A 17,202-nucleotide genomic window follows, 5' to 3' on the forward strand; every position below is an offset into this window, starting at 1 on the left:
GTCAGACGCCGTCCGGCGAGAGGAATGCCGTGCCCGAGACCACACCGTCCGCCGCCGAGGCGGCACCGCCCGCGCAGTCACCACCCGCCCGGGTGCCGTGGGCGGCGTACACGGGCGTGTATCTGCTGCTGTTCCTGATCGGCACCGAGACGTTCCTGGTCTCGCCGCTGCTGCCGACCATCGCCGATTCGGTCGGGGTCTCCGTGGCCGCCGCGGCGAGCACCGTCACCGCGTACACCCTGGTGTACGCCCTGACCGCGCCGTTCCTCGGGGCGGTGTCCGACCGCTTCGGCCGGCGCCCCACCATCCTCGCGGGCACGCTGCTGTTCCTGCTGGGCAACGCGCTCGCGGCGGTCGCCGGGAACCTGACGGTACTCGTCGTCGCCCGGGTGGTGGGTGCCCTGGGCGCGGCGCTGGCCGGGCCGTCGATCTGGGCCCACATCGCGGAGACGGCCCCGGCCCCGGTGCGCGGCCGGGCCGTCGGGCTCGGCATGGCGCTCTTCTCCGCCGGGCAGGTGCTGGGCGTCCCGGCGGGCAGTTTCCTGGCCGGATGGGGCGGCTGGCGGGCCTCGTTCTGGGCGCTCACCGCGCTGACCGCGGCCTCGGCCCCCCTGCTGCTCGCCCAGATCGGGAACCGGCCGGAGGACGAGGCGGGCGGGGCGGCTCCGCTGCGGTTCACCGCGGTGTTCTCCGTCTGGCGCGACGGCGTGCTGCGGCACACCCTGATCGTCGTCTTCCTGCTGCAGGCCGCGAACCTCGGGGCGTACACCTTCCTCGGTTCGGCGCTCCACGACCGGTTCGGGCTCTCCGTCAACGAGTTGGGGCTGCTGGGCATCCTGGTCGGGGCCGGCAGCGCGCTGGGTTCGCTGGCCGCGGGCCGGATCGGGGACCGGGCGCGGGAGCGCGGCTCCGGCGACGCGGTGTGGATTCCGGTGTGGTGCCTGCTGCTGGGCGGGGCCGCGGTGCTGGCCGCGCTCGGGGCGACCTCGCTCCTGGCGTACGCGGCGGTGCTGGTGTGGTTCTTCGCGAGCGGCGCCTTCGGGACGCTCGTGCAGACGCTGCTGGTGTCGTCGCGGCCGGATCTGGGGGCGACGTCCAGTTCCTGGAACAGCGCGACGCTGTACGCGGGCACGGCGGTCGGTGTCGCGGCCGCGGGCGCCTTCGCTCACGCGGACACCGGTACCGCGGTGGTCGGCGGTGGTCTCGCGGTGCTGGCCGGGCTGGCCGCGCTGCCGCTGGTGGGCCGGCTCCGCCCGGCCGGGGCGCCGGAGTCCGGGGAATCCGCGGCACGGGAGGAGTCCGCGGCGCCGGAAGGTCCTGCGGCGCCGGGGGCCGGGGAGTCCGTGACGCCGCAGGGGGCCGCGCCCGAGGGGGCCTCGCGTGCCGGGTCCGGGCGCGAGGGCTCCGCCGAGGGGGCTTCCGCCCGGAAGGGGGCGGTGACCGATGGGCGTGCCTGACACCGGGCGCCGCCGGGCGCTGCCGCTCGACGGTCTGCGCGCCGTGGCCGCGCTGCTGGTGATCGCCCTGCATGTGGGGATCTACACCGGCCAGGTCGCGTCCAGCTGGCTCGGCATCGGCGAGGCCGGGCCGCTCGGTCCGGTCGTCTCCCGCTTCACCGTGGGGGTGCCGATCTTCTTCGTGCTGTCCGGGCTGCTGCTCTACCGCCCGTTCGCGGACGCCGCACGCGACGGCGGACCGCGTCCCTCCACCGGCCGTTATCTCCGCCACCGGGCGGTGCGCATCCTGCCCGCCTACTGGCTGGTGGCGCTGGTCTCGCTCGTGTGGTTCGGCCGTGACACGCTCGGGGCGGCCTGGCCGGCGCTGCGGACGTTCCTGTTGCTCCACGTCTACGGCTCCGACCCGATCCCGGCCGGGATACCGCAGACCTGGAGCCTGGCGACCGAGGTGTCGTTCTACGCCGTGCTCCCCCTGCTGGCCGCGGCGCTCCATCCGTTGCTGCGCCGGGGCGGGGCGGGCGCGGTGCTGGGTGTCCTCGGTGCGGTGGAGGCGGTGACCCTGCTGTCGGTGGTGCTCACCCATGTGCCGTCCGCCGGGCCCTATCCGCCGGCCCAGCTGTGGCTGCCCGAGTACGCCGGGTACTTCGCGGCGGGCATGGCGCTGGCGGTGATCGCCTCCCGGACCGTCGAGCCGCCCGCTCCCGTCCGCCGGCCGTGGCTGTGCTGGGGCGTGGCCCTCGGGGCGTACGTCCTGGTGTCGACGCCGCTCACCGGGTCGACGCTGCGCTATCCGACGGTGGCCGAGGCGCTGCTGGAACACCTGCTCTACCTGGTGATCGCGGTGGCGCTGGTGGCGCCGCTGGCCCTGGGACCCGCCCGGCCCGGTCCGGGGACGCCCGCCCGGCTGCTGGCCCATCCGGTGCCCGCCTGGCTCGGGCAGATCTCGTACGGGCTGTTCCTGTGGCACATGGTCGTGGTGGAGGGCTGGCTCCGGATCACCGGCGAGCGGGCCGGGTCGGCGGACTTCGTGGTGCTGTTCCCGGTCGCCGTGGTGCTGTCCGTCGGATGCGCCGCGCTCAGCCACTACCTGGTCGAACGGCCGCTGCGGCGGCTGCGCGGCCGGACGCCGGAGCCCCGGCCGGTGCCCGGCCCCCGAGTACCCGATCCCACGGAGTCCGGCCCCGGCCGGGGCGGCGCCCGACGGTCCGACCTCCGCGACGAACAGGAGTCCGTACTTCCATGAACGATGTCCGCTGGGGCGTCAACCTGCCCCTGCCCACCCGTGCCCTGGCCGATCACCGGCGCACCGTCGAGGCGCTTCCCGACCTGGGGTTCACCGATGTGTGGACCGGGGAGGGCGGAGGCATCGACGCCTTCACCCCGCTCGCCGCCGCGGCGGCCTGGCAGCCGGCGCTCCGGCTCGGCACGGGAGTGGTGCCGGTCTTCACCCGCGGCCCCGGCATCCTCGCGCAGACCGCGGCGACGCTCTCCCAACTCACCGAGAGCGAGGTCCTGTTGGGTGTCGGCGCGTCCGTGCCCGCCCATACGACGGCGCTCAACGGGATGACGCACGACCGGCCGCTCGCCCGGGTCAGGGACACCGTCCGGTTTCTGAGGCGGGCCCTGCACGGGGAGCCGGTGGGCGACGCGTACGAAACGCTCTCGGCGCCCGGTTTCAGCCTCGGCTTCACCCCGGCCAGGCCACCGAAGGTGCTGGTCGGCGCGTTGCGGCCGCGGATGCTCGGGGTGGCGTACGGGGACGGGGACGGCGCGGTCGTCAACCTCCTCACCGCCGAGGACGTGCCCCGGGTGATCGCGGCCGGGCGGGCGCAGGGGGGTGTGGACGGCTCGGACGGCACCCCGCCGCCGCCCAAGGAGACGGTGGTGAAGCTCTTCGTCTGCCCGACGCGCGACACGACGTACGCGAGGAACGCGGGGCGCGGCTTCCTCGGCTGGATCCTCAACCAGAAGCCCTACCACGCGTTCCACGAGTGGCTCGGACGCGGGGACCTGCTCAAGGCCTCGCACGAGGCCCATCTCGCGGGCGACCGGTACGGGGCGTCCGCCGCACTGCCGGACCGACTCGTCGACGCCCTGTGGCTGCACGGCGAACCGGCCGCGCTGCGCGAGCGGATCCGCGGCTTCCTGCACCCGGGGGTGACGACCCTGCTGCTGTACGTCGCGCCGACGCCAGAGCTGTACGGGGACCCCGCCGCACTGCCCGGACTGCTCGCGGAACTGCGGGCATGACGATGGATCAGCTCCTGGGCGGGCGGCCGGTGTTGCGCGTCGGGGCCGCCGAAGGGGACGACCGCCGCGTGGTGCTGCAACTGCACGGGGGCGGCTACCGGTCCGGTTCCCCCGGGCCGAGCCGCCCGCTCGCCACGCATCTCGCACGCCGCACAGGTGCCGAAGTGTTCGTGCCCGCCTACCGGTTGGCGCCCCGGCATCCGTTCCCGGCGGCCGTCGAGGACGGTCTCGGCGCGTACACGGACCTGCTGCGGGACGGCGTTCCCGCCGATCGGATCGCCCTGGTGGGCGAGTCGGCCGGCGGGGGGCTGGCGCTCGCCGTGCTCCTGGAGGCGCAGCGGGCCGGACTGCCGATGCCCGCCGCCGCGGTGGGACTGTCCCCGTGGCTCGATCTCACCCTGGAATCGGGGGCGTTCGAGCGGTGCGCGGACAGCGATCCGGTGCTCGACCGGCCCTCGCTGCGCCGTTCCGCCGCCCTCTATCTCGCGGGGGCCGACGCCCGCGGCCCCGCCGCGTCGCCGCTGTTCGCCGACGGGGCGGCGCTGGCCGCCCTGCCGCCCGTGCTGCTCCAGGCGGCCCGGGAGGAGGTGCTGGTGGACGACGCGCGGCGGTTCGGCGCACGGATGACGGCCGCGGGCGGTCGCTGCCGGGTGGAGTTGTGGGAGGGGGCGACGCACTGCTGGCAGCTGTTCGTGGACCGGCTGCCGAAGGCGGTGGCGGCCGCCGACTCTGTTGCGGATTTCTTAACGGAACATCTCGCCTGAAGGACAACTGACGAGAAATCGGACAGCGGTGGCCGGAACTTGGTTAAGCTGACCCGTGAAACCCGCAGGATCGCGGAGGATCGGGGGGCGGCATGAAGCCGGGCGACGGGTCGAAGAATTCCGGTGGGTACGGACGGTGCAGACGATGTAGGGGTGTTCCGCAGCACTCCCGGTGATCATCCGCCTTCATCCGTCGATCCGGAAGGGAATTCTCCGTGCAGAAGTCCGCACACACATCCAGGAAAACCGAGGAAGAAATCGGCGAGAGCAGCAGATTCGCCAATTCCAAGGAGCTCGGGGCGTTCCTGCGCGCCCATCGCGAAAGACGCTCCCCGCAGGACGTCGGGCTGCCCGACACCGGCCGGCGCCGGACTCCCGGGCTGCGCCGCGAGGAGGTCGCGGCGCTGTCGGGCGTCGGGCTCGCCTGGTACACCTGGCTGGAGCAGGGCCGGGTGATCCCCTCCCGGAAGGTGCTGGAGGCGGTGGCGCGGACGCTGGGGCTCGACGCCGTGTCGTACCGCCACGTCCTGGCCCTGTCCGGGCTGCTGCCGCCCGCGGTGGACGGGGCGGGGCACGACGAGGTGGCGGCCCGTCTGCAGGGCCTGCTGGACACCTGGGAGAACAGTCCGGCGGTGCTGCTGGACTCGCGTTTCGACATCACCGCGTGGAACGAGGCGTACGCCGCCGTGTGGTCCGACCCGGCCGGCATCCCGGCCGGGCGCCGCAATCTCATGTGGTGCGTGGCGGGCAGCCCCGCGTTCCGTTCGACACTGCTGGACTGGGAGCCGCTGGCCCGTGCCGTGCTCGCGCACTTCCGGGGCCAGACGGCGCGGCTCGCCACGAGCGACCCCCGCACCCGGGAGATCTACGCGATCCTGCGCGCGGACTTCCCGGAGCTGGCGCAGTGGTGGGAGTGCCAGGGCGTCGGTGATCTGACGGCCCGCCGGGTCTCGATGCTGCTGCCCCGGCACGGCGGGCTCGACCTGCAGTTCTCGGCGTTCCGGCCGGTGGACGACCCGGAGGCGCTGATCGTGGTGCAGGCCCCGGTCGGTCCCGGCGACCGCGAGCTGGTGTCCCGGCTGGTGCGGGAGGGCCGTGACACGGGTGCGGAGGTCGTCCGCATCGGGCGGTGCCGGGCGGGCTCCGGTCATCCGGCCCCGGCCGCGGCCTCGGCCTCGGTCTCGGTCTCGGCGAAGAAGGAGCGCAGCTCCGCGTAGGTCTCGGCGGGCGCCTCCTCGGGCAGGAAGTGCCCGCAGTCCAGCGCCCGCCCCCGTACGTCACCGGCCCACCGCCGCCACACCGCGAGCACGTCGTGGTGCCGTTCGGTGTGCGACCGTCCGCCCCACAGGGCGAGCACCGGGGCCTCGATCCGCCGCCCCGCCCGCCGGTCCTCCCGGTCGTGCTCCAGGTCGGGGCCGAACATCGCCCGGTAGTCCTCGCACATCGCGTGCACGACGGCCGGGTCGTCGGCGGCCTTCCGGTAGGCGGCGAGCGCCTCGGGGGCGAACAGCCCGGCGTGCGCCCCGAAGAGGAACGTCTCGGGGTCGCCCGCGATCAGGCGTTCCGCGACCGGGTGCGGCTGGGCCATGAGGAACCAGCGCCACAGCTGCCGGGCGCCCCGCGCGTCCACGGCGTCCAGCGCGTCCGCCGTGGGCACGATGTCGAGCACGGCCAGCCGGGTGACGCGTGCCGGATGGTCCAGGGCCAGCCGGTAGGCGCACCGGGCGCCCCGGTCGTGGCCCGCCACGGCGAAGCGGCCGAAGCCCAGCGCGTCCATCACCCGCACCAGGTCGCCGGCCAGGGCGCGTTTGTCGTACGGGGGCGGGGCGTCGCCGGTCCGGACGTGCCGCCGGCTCTCCCCGTACCCCCGCAGGTCCGTGGCCACGACGGTGAACTCCGTGGCGAGCAGCGGTGCGACCGCGTGCCACATCGCGTGCGTCTGCGGAAATCCGTGCAGCAGGAGCAGCGGCGGGCCCTCGCCCCCTCTGCGGACGTGCACGGGGCCGCCGTCGGCCCCGGTGACGGTCAGCGAATCGAATCCCTCGAACAGCGCCATCGGGCCAGGCTAATCGCGGCCGGTCCGTTCGGGAATTCATTGCGGATGCTGTTATTCACGGTCACAGGATGACCGGTGCACCGCCTCAAGAATTGACATTGACGGCATCGAACTCTCATTCCTATTCTGCGTCAGGAATTTCGAATTCATTCTTCCTGAAATCTTCTTCTCCGGTCGAAAGAGCTGCTGATGAAGCAGAAGTACTCCACCGACATGAGCCCGTCGGAGCGCGCCGCACTGTGGCGGCAGCGCCTCTTCGAGGCCGAGGCCGGCCTGACGCGGTACCTCACCGAGACCCGCGGCGGCCAGGACATCGACGGCTGGATCGCGGTGCGTTCGGAGGTCTTCGCCGATCTGCCGGGCCGGGGCACCGACGCCGGTCCGGATTCCGGTGCCCGCACCGGGGCGGACCTCGCCGAGGACTGGCAGCGCGTCTTCTTCCGCGCCCAGGCCCTCATGGAACGGTTCCTGGTGTCCCGCTACGGGCACGGCGAACTCGCCGCCTGGGCACGGGCCGGTGCCGAGGTCCACCGCTACGTCGAGCCCGGTCACGGCCGCGGCGCGCTGGACCCGGTCCTCCGGGTGGCCCGCCAGGCCGAGTCGTACGGATCGCGCTACCGCGTCGTCGAGGACGGCGCCGAACGCGCCGTGCTGGAGATCTCGCACTGTGCCATCTGGGACTACCGCGAGCAGGCGCGCGCCCGTGGCGTGCGCATCACGCTCGCCTCGCCCTGCGAGTACTGCGTGCACGCCACCGGCGCCAACATCGCCGCCAAGGGCTACGCACCACGTCATGAACTCACCGAGGGCCCCGACGGCCCCGGTTGCATCTGGGAGGCGCAATGTGCGGCATAGCCGGCTGGGTCGACCGGGACCGCGATCTGCGGACCGAGGGCGAGGTCGTGCGGGCCATGACCGACACCATGGTGCCGCGCGGACCCGACGCGGGTGACGTGTGGCTCTCCGAGCACGCCGCGTTCGGCCACCGCAGACTCGCCGTCATCGACGTCGAGGGCGGCGCGCAGCCGATGGAGGCGCGCGACGGCGACGGCCGGGTGCTGGCCGTCATCACCTACAGCGGCGAGGTCTACAACTTCCGCGAACTGCGCGCCGAACTGACCTCGTTGGGGCACCGCTTCCGCACCTGCTCGGACACCGAGGTGGTGCTGCGGGCCCACCTCCAGTGGGGCGAGGCCGCGGTGCCCCGGCTGAACGGGATGTTCGCGTACGCCGTCTGGGACGTGCCCCGGCGGGAGCTGCTGCTGGTGCGCGACCGGCTCGGTGTGAAACCGCTGTACTGGGCGGGCGGCGACCGCCATCTGCTGTTCGGTTCGGAGCCCAAGGCCGTCCTGGCCAATCCGCTCTTCGAGGCCGAGGCGGACGCGGAGTCGCTGGCCGAGCTGTTCGCGGTCCCGTCCGCGCCGACGCCGGGCCGGACCCCCTTCCGGGGGCTGTACACCGTGCGTCCCGGGCACACCGTGCGGTTCGGTCCGAACGGGGTGGACGAGCGGGCGTACTGGTCCCTGGAGACCCGGCCGCACACCGACGACCTGGACACCACCGCCGCCCGGGTGCGGGAGATCCTGACCGACACCGTGCGGCGGCAACTGGTCAGCGACGTACCGCTCGGGCTGCTGCTCTCCGGCGGACTGGACTCCTCCACACTGACCGCGCTGGCGGCGGCGGACGCCGACGGCGGCAAGCTCGCGACGTTCTCGGTGGACTTCCCGCCAAACGAGCAGCCCGAACGCCTGGGCGACTGGAACCGGGACAGCGACGCCCCGTACATCGCGGAGCTCTCCGACCGGCTCGCCACCGTGCACACGGCGGTGACGGTGCCGGGCGGCGAACTGCTCGCGCACCGCTCCGTCGGGCTCCGGGCCCGTGACCGGCCCGGCTGGGGCGAGCCTGACGTGTCGCTGTACCTGCTGTTCAAGGGGGTGCGGCAGCACGTCACGGTCGCCCTGTCGGGGGAGGTCGCCGACGAGGTGTTCGGCGGCTACCCCTACTTCCACCACGACCGTCCGCTCGACACCTTCCCGTGGCTGAGCGGCCGGCCGTCGCCGGCGGACCTGTTGCGGCCGGAGGCCGCCGAGTGGGTGCGGCCCCGGGAGTACGCCGCCCAGCGGTTCGCCGACGCGCTCGCCGAAGTGCCGCACCCGGCGGGCGAGTCGGGGCCGGAGCGACGGGCCCGGCAGATCTCCCACCTGGCGCTGACCCGCTGGCTGCCCGCCCTGCTGGACCGCAAGGACCGGATGAGCATGGCGGCGAGCCTGGAGGTGCGGGTGCCGTTCGCGGACCACCGGCTCGTCGAGTACCTGTGGAACGTGCCCTGGTCGCAGAAGAACACCGGCGGGGTGCCCAAGGGGCTGCTGCGGCGGGCGGTCGGCGATCTGCTGCCGGCGAGCGTGCTGCACCGGCCCAAGAGCGGCTACCCGGCCAGTTCCGCGCCCGGTTACGGGCGGGCGCTCCGGGCGCTGGCCGAGGATCTGGTGCGCCGGAACGGTCCGGTGTTCGACCTGGTGGACCGGGAGGCGGTGAAGCGGCACCTGGCCGCGGGCACCCCGCTGCCGGGGCCGCGCGCCGCGCCCCACCCCACCGGCGGGCTCGACCACCTGCTGGCCGTGGACCGCTGGCTCGACACCTACCGGGTGAGGGTGCGATGAGCACAACGACCGGCCGGAGCGGACCGACGACGGCGGAGTACCTCGCCGCCGCCCGGACCTTTCCCACCGGGGTGACGGTGGTGGCCACCCGCTACCGGGACGGCACCCCCGCCAAGACCGTCTCCGCCTTCGCCTCGCTCTCGCTCGATCCGCTGCTGATCTCCGTGGCCATCGGCAGGCACAGCCCGCTGGTGTGGGCGGCGCGCGCCTCCGGCGTGCTGTCGGTCAACGTCCTGCGCCACGACCAGCAGGAGGTCGCCGATCACTACGCACGGCCCGAACGCGACCGGGCGCAGCCGCCGCCGGCCGGCCTGGTGCGGGAGCACACCGGCGCGCCCGTCCTCGACGACTGCCTGAGCTGGTTCGACTGCCGGCTCGTCACCGTGGTGCCCGGAGGGGACCACTCCCTGCTCATCGGCCAGGTGGTCGGGGTGCAGAGCGGCAGCGGCCCGCCGCTCGTGCACCACGCCGGCCGCTACCACGGTCTCGGCCCCGCCGCGCAGCAGCCCCTTCTCCCCCACCGGGTCCCCGTCCCCCACCAGGCCCCAGTCCCCCGCCAAGCCTCCGTCCCGCACCAGTCCTCCGTCTCGCACCAGCAAGGGACCTCACCATGACTTCCTCTCTCACCTCGGCCGTCGAACCGCTGGGCGTGCTCGACGGCGCGCGTTTCCGGGCCGGTCTCGACGACGGGCGCAGTGTGTGGCTGGACGGCGAGGAGATCAAGAACGTGGCCGGGCATCCGGCGTTCGCCGCTCCGGTCGCCGAGATCTCCCGGCTGCTCGACCTCCAGCACGACCCGGCGCACCGCGACCTCCTCACCGTCGAGGACCCGGAATCCGGTCTGCGGATCGGCCGCGGGTACCATCCGCCGCGCACCGCCGAGGAGTTGCGGGCGGCGCGGGACAGCGCCGAGGTGTGGATGCGGGAGTCCTGGGGCCAGCACGGCCGCTCCCCCGCCTTCATGGCCTCCGTCGCCGTCGGCCTGCTGGACTTCCGGCACCGGCTGGAGACCAACCGGCCCGGCTTCGGCGCCAACGCGCAGGCGTACCACCGCTTCGCCTCCTCCCGCGACCTTCTGCTGACGCACGCGCTGGGCGATCCGCAGATCGACCGCTCGGCCAGTCCGGTCGACCATCCGGACCACGCGCTGCGGGTGCTGCGCGAGGACGCCGACGGCATCGTGGTCCGCGGCGCCAAACAGCTGACCACGCTGGCGCCGTTCGCGCACGAGGTGCTGGTCTACCTGTCGGCCTCGTTCGCCCGGCGCGGCGCCGAGGAGTTCGTGCTGTGGTTCGCGCTGCCGCTGAACGCACCGGGGCTGCGCATCCTGTGCCGCGAACCGTTCGGCACCGAACCGCACGGGCACGCCCACCCGTTCGCACGGCGGTACGACGAGCAGGACGCGATGCTGTTCTTCGACGACGTGACCGTGCCGTGGGACCGGGTGTTCCTGCTCGGCGACGGGGATCTGGCCCGTGAGGGGCTCGGCCGGATCAACGCCTGGAGCCAGTACATCGGCCAGGTCCGCTACCGCGAGCGGCTGCGCACCCTGCTCGGCGTCGGTTCGCTGCTCGCGGAGTCGATCGGTGTAGACGGGTTCCGCAACATCCAGGAGGACCTGGGGGAACTCGCCGGCTACGCCCAGGTCCTCGACCACTTCCTGGACGCCGGGGAGGCCACCGCGCACCGCACGGACAGCGGGCTGCTGGCTCCCGGGCCGACCCCGGCGGCGGCGGTGTGGGCGGCGCAGGTCGCCGGGCGCGCGGTGGGCATCGTGCGTGGCATCGGCCAGTCCGGAATCCTCATGCAGCCCACCGAGAACGATCTGCGTTCGCCCGAGCTGCGGCCGTTCCTGGACCGCTACATGCGCGGCAAGGACATCGACGCCGAGCACAAGTCCCGGCTGTTCCGGCTCGCCTGGGACCTGACGGCCGACAGCTTCGGGCAACGGCAGGACCTGTACGAGTACGTGCACCGCGGCGACCTGGCGCGCAACCGCATCAACCTCTACCGCAACCACGACCTGTCAGAGGTGCGCGAGCGCATCTCGGCGCTGATCGACGCCCCGTTGTGAAGGGACCGCACACCGACATGACCGACGACATACTCGACCGCGCCCGCACCCTGTCCGGGTACGACGACGTCAGCCGCATCCGGCAGGCCCAGGACCACGCGTGGGTGCTCGGCCTCGTGCCCGGCACCCCGCGCACCGTGCTCGACCTGGGCTGCGGGACGGGCGCGCTGCTGGAGGCGGCGCTGGACCGCTGGCCGGACACGGCACGGGCGGTGGGGGTCGACGGCTCCGGCCACCGGGTCCGCGAGGCCGGGGTGCGGCTGGCGGGGCGGGCCGAGCTGCTCACCGGGGACCTGTTGGGCCTGCCGGCCCTGGACGACCGGTTCGACGTGGCGTTCATGACGTCCGTGCTGCACTGGCTGCACCCCGACGAGGAACGGGCCTTCGCCTGGATCGCGGCCCATCTCACGCCCGGCGGCGCCTTCGTCCTGACGACCCATCACCCGGTGACCGACCGGGCGGGGCTCGGCGGCGAGGACGTCGTGGCGGTCGACGCCCTGCGGCTTCTCGGCGCCCCCGCCGAGCTGTCCGGGGTGGTGCCGATGGGGGTGCGGGCCCGGTCGGAACCCGACGTACGGGCCCTGCTGGAGCGGCACTTCACGATCGAGGAGACGCAGGAGCGGACGGTGCCGGTGCGCGCCGCCGGGGACCGGCAGTACCGGGACTTCCACGCCTCCACGTTCGGCACGTACTTCAGCCGGCTGCTCCCCGACGACCGGCAGGCGGAGTTCTTCGACGCGGTGGGCCGGGCGGCCGCCGCGCGGACCGCCGCGCACGGCGAGGTCTACCGCATCACGGTGCGGGCCTGGCGTGCCGTGCCGCGCCCCCGCTGACCTCCCGCACCCCTTCTCCCCGCCCTTCCCGTATCCCTTGTCCCTTCCCCGAACGGAGCCCTGCCGTGCCCACCCGCCGGTCCTTCCTCCTGCTGTCCGCCGGTGCCCTGACCGCCGCCGGTCTCACCGCCTGCTCCTCCGGCGTCGCGGCCGACTCCGCCCCGGGCACGGGCGGCACCCCGCGCGACGGCGGGACGCTCACCTTCGCCACCGACGTCGAGCCCGACAACTTCGACCCGCACGTGTCCCCGGCCGACATCGTGGGGGTGCTGATGCGCAATGTCTTCGACTCCCTGGTGGCGCAGCGCGAGGACGGCGGGTTCGAACCGTGGCTGGCGAAGGAGTGGGAGGTGTCGGACGACGGCCGCGCCTACACCTTCCGGCTCCGCGACGACGTCCGGTTCACCGACGGCACCCCCTTCGACGCGGCGGCCGTGCGGGCGAACTTCGACCGCGTCGTCGCCCCGGCCACCAAATCCCAGTACGCCGCCACGCTCATCGGCCCGTACGAGCGCACGGACGTGGTGGACAAGCACACGGTGACGGTCCGGCTGAAGAAGCCGTACGCCTCGTTCCTGCACGCCGTCTCGACGACCTACCTGGGCTTCCACTCCCCGAAGGCGCTGCGCGACCACCCCGGCGAACTGGCCGCGGGCGGACCGGCGTCGGTCGGCACGGGCCCGTTCACCTTCGTGTCCCGGGTCAAGGGCCAGCGGCTCGTCCTCGCCCGCAACGAGGACTACGACTGGGCCCCGGCGTCGTCCCGGAACCAGGGCCCCGCCCATCTGGAACGGCTGGTCGTCACCTTCCTGCCCGAGAACGCGACCCGGGTCGGCGCGGTGACCTCCGGCCGGACCGACGTCGCCGACGCCCTGCCCGCCAACCGGATCGCCTCGCTGAAGTCGCAGCCGGGCCTGACGATCAGCGGCCACGACTCGCCCGGCGTCGTCTACTCGTACTTCCTCAACACCGGGCGCGCCCCGTTCGACCGGCGCGACGCCCGGCTCGCCGTGCTGCACGCCGTCGACACGGAGGCGATCACGAAGGCGGTCTTCTCCGGGCAGTACCGGCGGGCCTGGGGCCCGCTCAGCCCGTCCACGCCCGGCTACTCCCCGGCCGTCGAGAACACCTGGAAGCACGACCCGGACAAGGCCGGGGCGCTGCTCGACGGGCTCGGCTGGACCGGCCGGGACTCCGACGGGTACCGGACCAAGGACGGCAGGAGGTTCCGGCTGACACTGCTGTACGTCCCGGCGTACACCAAGCCCGAGCGGCGCACGTTCGACACCGCGGTCCAGGACGCCCTGAAGGAGGTGGGGATGGACCTGGTCCTGAAGCCGCTGGACGCGGGCGGTTACACCCCGGTGCGCAACCGGGGCGACTACGACGTCATCGCCTTCTCCTGGGGCGGCTCGGACCCGGATCTGCTGCGCACGGTCTTCCATTCGAGGAGCCGGCTCGCCGACGGCGGGGCGAACGGCTCCCGGCTGCACGACCCGCGCATCGACGGCTGGCTGGACGCGGCGGCGGCGACCGCCTCGCGCGAGGAGCGCTGGGCGCTGTACGCGAAGGTGCAGCAACGGGTCGTGGCCCAGGGGTACGCGCTGCCCGCGTTCGTCGGCACGCGCCAGCTGGGCATCCGCGGCCGGGCGCACGACGTGACGTTCGACGCCTCGGCGTGGCCGCTGTTCCAGGGCGCGTGGGTGGACGCCGGCTGATGTCAGCGATCCATCGATGGGCACTGCCCGTGGCGCGCCGGTTCGGTGCCGGGTTGGTGGTGCTGTGGGGTGCGGCCACCGTGTCGTTCCTGGTGCTGCACCTGGTTCCGGGCGATGTGGTGGACACCGTGCTCGGTCCCTCGACGGCCGCGACGCCCGAGCTGCGCGAGCGGATCCGGGCCGACTACGGGCTCGACGAACCGTTGCCGGTGCAGTACCTGCGGCAGCTGGCCGGTCTGCTGACCGGGGACCTGGGCCGGTCGTACCAACTGGGCCTGCCGGTCGGCGACGTGCTGGCGGGTCAGATCGGGCCGACGGTGGAACTGGCGCTGGCGGCGACCGTGCCGGCGCTGCTCATCGCGTTCGTGGCGGCCGTCGCGACCGCGGGCCGCGGCCGGGTCGCCCGCGCGGTGGTCTCCGGGCTGGAGCTGCTGGCCGTGTCCGTGCCGTCGTACTGGCTCGGCATCCTGGCGCTCACGTTCCTGTCGTACCGCTTCCGGCTGCTGCCCGCCGCGGGCGACCAGGGGCCGGCGGCGCTGATCCTGCCCGCGCTGACCCTCGCCCTGCCGATCGGCGGGGTGCTGGCCCGGGTCGTGCGGCAGGAGCTCGACGAGGCGCTCGCCAGGCCGTTCGCGCTGACGGCGCGGGCCCGGGGCGCGAGCGAGCGGACGGTGCTGCTGCGGCACACCCTGCGGCACGCGGCACTGCCGGTGGCCACGCTGTCCGGCTGGATCGTCGGCAGCCTGCTGGGCGGTGCGGTGCTCACCGAGACGGTGTTCGCCCGGCCGGGGCTGGGCCGGGTGCTGGTGACCGCGGTGACGGCGAAGGACGTGCCCGTGGTGACCGCGCTGGTGCTGTTGTCCGCGGCGGCGTTCGTCGTGGTGAATCTGCTGGTGGACCTCGCCTATCTGGTGATCGATCCCCGGCTGCGCACGGAAGGGGCGGGCGTATGAGCGCGGTCGCGCGGATCCGGGGCGGGCCTGCGGCCCGGTGGGAGGGGCGGCGCGTGGTTCCGGCGGTGGCCGCCGCGGTGCTGGCGCTGCTGGCGGTGGCGGTGTTCTTCCCCGGGCTGATCGCCCCGCACCCGCCGAACGACACGGATGTGGTCGCGGCGTTCCGGCCGCCCGGCGGGGCGCACCCGTTCGGGACGGACGAGCTGGGTCGCGACGTGCTGTCCCGGGTGGTGTACGGGGCGCGCCCGTCGCTGACGATCGGGCTCGGCGCGACGGCGCTCGGGGTGCTGGCCGGGCTCGTCGTGGGGCTGGTGGCGGCGACCGGCCCGCGCTCGGCCGACCGGGTGCTGATGCGGGGCCTGGACGTGCTGCTGGCCTTCCCCGAACTGCTGCTGGCCCTGCTGGTGGTGACGGTCGTCGGCTCGGGCACGGCGAACGTGCTGGTGGCGATCGGGATCGCGGCCGTGCCGACGTACGCGCGGCTGGTGCGGGGCCAGGCGCTGCTGGTGGCCGGTTCGGACTTCGCGGAGGCGGCGAAGGTGCTGGGGGTGCGGCGGCCGGTGATCGTGCTGCGGCACGTGCTGCCCAATGTGACGGGGCCGCTGCTGGTCCTGGCCACCATCGGCACCGGTACGGCGGTGATCTCCGGTTCGGCGCTCAGCTTCCTGGGCCTGGGCACGCCGCCGCCCGCCGCGGAGTGGGGGTCGATGCTGTCGGACGGCCGGGAGTTCCTGGCGACGGCGTGGTGGACGGCCACCTTTCCCGGGCTGGCGATCGTCGTGGTGGTGCTGTCGGTGACGGTGCTGGGGCGTTCGCTGCGCCCCGGCGGGCCGAAGGGGGGCGGGGCATGAGCGAGTTGCTGGCCGTCGAGGGACTCCGGGTGCGTTTCGGACCCGGAGCCGACGGTGCGGGCAGGGGCGTGGTGCACGCCGTGCGGGACGTCGGGTTCTCCGTCGCCGCCGGTGAGTGCCTGGCCCTGGTCGGGGAGTCGGGCTCGGGCAAGAGCACGGTGGCGCGCGCCCTGCTCGGGCTCGCCGGGGCCGGGGCACGGACGAGTGCGCGGACGCTGCGGGTGGCCGGGCGGGACGCCACGGGGTTCCGGGCGCGCGACTGGCGCGGTGTGCGGGGCCGGGTCGTCGGGCTGGTCGCGCAGGACGCGCTGGTGTCGCTGGATCCGTTGCGCCGGATCGGGGCCGAGGTCGCGGAGCCGATGCGGCTGCACCGCACGGTGGACCGGTCGCTGATCGGCGCGCGCGTCGTCGAGCTGCTGCGCCGGGTGGGCGTTCCCGACCCTCAGGCGCGGGCTGCGCAGTATCCGCACGAGCTCTCCGGCGGTCTGCGCCAGCGGGCGCTGATCGCCTCGGCGCTGGCCGCCGGTCCGGAGCTGCTGATCGCGGACGAGCCGACCACCGCGCTGGACGTGACCGTGCAGGCGCAGATCCTCGATCTGCTGGCCGGGGCGAAGGAGGAGGGGACCGGGCTGCTGCTGATCAGTCACGACCTCGGGGTGGTGGCCCGGATCGCGGACCGCACGGCGGTGCTGCGGGAGGGTTCGGTCGTGGAGACGGGGCCGACGTCCGAACTGCTCGCCACGCCCCGGCACCCGTACACCCGGGCCCTGTTGGAGGCGTCGGTGCTGCGTGCCCCGGCACGGGAGCCGCTGCGGACCGAAACCGTGCTGGAGGTGGACTCGGTGTCGCTGGCGTACGGGGCCCGCACGGCGGTCCGCGACGTGTCCTTCGTGCTGCGCGCGGGCGAGACGGTGGGGCTGGTCGGCGAGTCGGGCTCCGGCAAGAGCACCGTGGCCCGGCTGGCGACCGGTCTGCTGCGGCCCCGCTCCGGCCGGGTGCGGCTGGGCGGGGAGCCCTGGTCGGAGCTGCCCGAACGGTTCCGCCGGCCGCGCCGCAGCCGTATCCAGCTGATCCAGCAGGACCCGTACAGCGCGTTCGACCCGCGGTTCACGGTGTCCCGGATCATCGCGGAGGGCATCCCGCGGCACGAGGACCGGGCCGCCCGCACACTCGAACTCCTGGGCCTGGTGGGGCTCGGCCCCGAGCATCTGCGCCGCCGCCCCGACCAGCTCTCCGGCGGCCAGCGCCAGCGGGTCGCCATCGCCCGCGCCCTCGCCCCGTCCCCCGCCGTCCTGGTGTGCGACGAACCGGTCTCGGCGCTCGACGCGTCGGTGCAGGCGCAGATCCTCGACCTGCTGGACGACCTGAGGCAGCGCCTGGGAACGGCCCTGCTGTTCGTCTCGCACGATCTGGCGGTGGTCCGGCGGATGAGTCACCGGGTGCTGGTGATGAAGGACGCGGAGGTGGTGGAGGAGGGCACGGCCGAGGAGGTGTTCGACGCGCCGCGGCATCCGTACACGAAGTCGCTGCTCGCGGCCGTCCTCGCCCCCGGTACGGATGCCGCCCCGTCCGTGCGGTGA

At 74.1% G+C, this 17,202-nt stretch carries 15 protein-coding genes; 14 read left to right on the top strand and 1 reads right to left on the bottom strand.

The window, feature by feature from the left end; all coding sequences use genetic code 11:
* Positions 1–29: 29 nt before the first annotated feature.
* The 5 genes from ABZZ04_RS24865 to ABZZ04_RS24885 all read left to right on the top strand — a co-directional run bounded on the left by ABZZ04_RS24865 (position 30) and on the right by ABZZ04_RS24885 (position 5,688).
* A complete protein-coding gene (locus ABZZ04_RS24865) occupies positions 30–1,457 on the top strand; it encodes an MFS transporter (protein WP_356934412.1) in 1,428 nt (475 codons plus the stop codon).
* A complete protein-coding gene (locus ABZZ04_RS24870) occupies positions 1,444–2,700 on the top strand; it encodes an acyltransferase (RefSeq protein WP_356934413.1) in 1,257 nt (418 codons plus the stop codon). Before ABZZ04_RS24865 ends, ABZZ04_RS24870 begins: the two co-directional genes overlap by 14 nt.
* The gene (locus tag ABZZ04_RS24875; protein ID WP_356934414.1) at positions 2,697–3,707 is read left to right on the top strand and encodes an LLM class F420-dependent oxidoreductase; all 1,011 of its coding nucleotides are present in this window, start codon (positions 2,697–2,699) and stop codon (positions 3,705–3,707) included. Before ABZZ04_RS24870 ends, ABZZ04_RS24875 begins: the two co-directional genes overlap by 4 nt.
* A complete protein-coding gene (locus ABZZ04_RS24880) occupies positions 3,704–4,471 on the top strand; it encodes an alpha/beta hydrolase (RefSeq protein ID WP_356934415.1) in 768 nt (255 codons plus the stop codon). Before ABZZ04_RS24875 ends, ABZZ04_RS24880 begins: the two co-directional genes overlap by 4 nt.
* Before the next feature lie 215 nt (positions 4,472–4,686).
* Entirely contained in the window at positions 4,687–5,688 is a 1,002-nt protein-coding gene (locus ABZZ04_RS24885; protein WP_356934416.1) for a helix-turn-helix transcriptional regulator, read from the top strand.
* Here ABZZ04_RS24885 and ABZZ04_RS24890 read toward each other — a convergent pair.
* Positions 5,619–6,527 carry an alpha/beta hydrolase gene (locus ABZZ04_RS24890; protein ID WP_356934417.1) on the bottom strand — a complete coding sequence of 303 codons (909 nt, stop codon included), beginning with the start codon at positions 6,525–6,527 and terminating at the stop codon, positions 5,619–5,621. The genes ABZZ04_RS24885 and ABZZ04_RS24890 overlap by 70 nt on opposite strands.
* A gap of 189 nt (positions 6,528–6,716) precedes the next feature.
* Here ABZZ04_RS24890 and ABZZ04_RS24895 point away from each other — a divergent pair, with 189 nt between their 5' ends.
* The 9 genes from ABZZ04_RS24895 (at position 6,717) to ABZZ04_RS24935 (ending at position 17,202) form a co-directional block, all read left to right on the top strand.
* The gene (locus ABZZ04_RS24895; protein WP_356934418.1) at positions 6,717–7,382 is read left to right on the top strand and encodes a hypothetical protein; all 666 of its coding nucleotides are present in this window, start codon (positions 6,717–6,719) and stop codon (positions 7,380–7,382) included.
* A complete protein-coding gene (gene asnB, locus ABZZ04_RS24900; RefSeq protein ID WP_356934419.1) occupies positions 7,370–9,193 on the top strand; it encodes an asparagine synthase (glutamine-hydrolyzing) in 1,824 nt (607 codons plus the stop codon). Before ABZZ04_RS24895 ends, asnB begins: the two co-directional genes overlap by 13 nt.
* Positions 9,190–9,807 carry a flavin reductase family protein gene (locus ABZZ04_RS24905; protein ID WP_356934420.1) on the top strand — a complete coding sequence of 206 codons (618 nt, stop codon included), beginning with the start codon at positions 9,190–9,192 and terminating at the stop codon, positions 9,805–9,807. Before asnB ends, ABZZ04_RS24905 begins: the two co-directional genes overlap by 4 nt.
* Entirely contained in the window at positions 9,804–11,267 is a 1,464-nt protein-coding gene (locus ABZZ04_RS24910) for a 4-hydroxyphenylacetate 3-hydroxylase N-terminal domain-containing protein (protein WP_356934421.1), read from the top strand. The genes ABZZ04_RS24905 and ABZZ04_RS24910 overlap by 4 nt, the downstream gene beginning before the upstream one ends.
* 17 nt (positions 11,268–11,284) lie before the next feature.
* On the top strand, positions 11,285–12,100 hold the full coding sequence (locus ABZZ04_RS24915) for a class I SAM-dependent methyltransferase (RefSeq protein WP_356934422.1): 816 nt from the start codon (positions 11,285–11,287) through the stop codon (positions 12,098–12,100).
* 65 nt (positions 12,101–12,165) lie between these two features.
* Positions 12,166–13,818, top strand: coding sequence for an ABC transporter substrate-binding protein (locus tag ABZZ04_RS24920; protein WP_356934423.1), 1,653 nt, complete (start codon positions 12,166–12,168; stop codon positions 13,816–13,818).
* Positions 13,818–14,771 (top strand): ABC transporter permease, encoded by a 954-nt coding sequence (locus ABZZ04_RS24925; protein WP_356934424.1) that lies wholly within the window; start codon positions 13,818–13,820, stop codon positions 14,769–14,771. The genes ABZZ04_RS24920 and ABZZ04_RS24925 overlap by 1 nt, the downstream gene beginning before the upstream one ends.
* Positions 14,768–15,622: an ABC transporter permease gene (locus tag ABZZ04_RS24930; RefSeq protein ID WP_356934425.1), complete on the top strand. Its 855-nt coding sequence runs from the start codon at positions 14,768–14,770 to the stop codon at positions 15,620–15,622. Before ABZZ04_RS24925 ends, ABZZ04_RS24930 begins: the two co-directional genes overlap by 4 nt.
* Entirely contained in the window at positions 15,619–17,202 is a 1,584-nt protein-coding gene (locus ABZZ04_RS24935) for an ABC transporter ATP-binding protein (RefSeq protein WP_356934426.1), read from the top strand. The genes ABZZ04_RS24930 and ABZZ04_RS24935 overlap by 4 nt, the downstream gene beginning before the upstream one ends.

This window comes from Streptomyces sp. NPDC006435 (assembly GCF_040612315.1).
Taxonomy (GTDB): Bacteria; Actinomycetota; Actinomycetes; order Streptomycetales; family Streptomycetaceae; genus Streptomyces.

Bases quoted from the DNA above. Each gene is read 5' to 3' on its own strand.
- ABZZ04_RS24875 (WP_356934414.1), top strand. From the start codon at position 2,697: ATGAACGATGTCCGCTGGGGCGTCAACCTGCCCCTGCCCACCCGTGCC.
- asnB (WP_356934419.1), top strand. From the start codon at position 7,370: ATGTGCGGCATAGCCGGCTGGGTCGACCGGGACCGCGATCTGCGGACC.
- ABZZ04_RS24905 (WP_356934420.1), top strand. From the start codon at position 9,190: ATGAGCACAACGACCGGCCGGAGCGGACCGACGACGGCGGAGTACCTC.
- ABZZ04_RS24880 (WP_356934415.1), top strand. From the start codon at position 3,704: ATGACGATGGATCAGCTCCTGGGCGGGCGGCCGGTGTTGCGCGTCGGG.
- ABZZ04_RS24935 (WP_356934426.1), top strand. From the start codon at position 15,619: ATGAGCGAGTTGCTGGCCGTCGAGGGACTCCGGGTGCGTTTCGGACCC.
- ABZZ04_RS24915 (WP_356934422.1), top strand. From the start codon at position 11,285: ATGACCGACGACATACTCGACCGCGCCCGCACCCTGTCCGGGTACGAC.
- ABZZ04_RS24930 (WP_356934425.1), top strand. From the start codon at position 14,768: ATGAGCGCGGTCGCGCGGATCCGGGGCGGGCCTGCGGCCCGGTGGGAG.
- ABZZ04_RS24910 (WP_356934421.1), top strand. From the start codon at position 9,804: ATGACTTCCTCTCTCACCTCGGCCGTCGAACCGCTGGGCGTGCTCGAC.
- ABZZ04_RS24890 (WP_356934417.1), bottom strand. From the start codon at position 6,527: ATGGCGCTGTTCGAGGGATTCGATTCGCTGACCGTCACCGGGGCCGAC.
- ABZZ04_RS24870 (WP_356934413.1), top strand. From the start codon at position 1,444: ATGGGCGTGCCTGACACCGGGCGCCGCCGGGCGCTGCCGCTCGACGGT.
- ABZZ04_RS24925 (WP_356934424.1), top strand. From the start codon at position 13,818: ATGTCAGCGATCCATCGATGGGCACTGCCCGTGGCGCGCCGGTTCGGT.
- ABZZ04_RS24895 (WP_356934418.1), top strand. From the start codon at position 6,717: ATGAAGCAGAAGTACTCCACCGACATGAGCCCGTCGGAGCGCGCCGCA.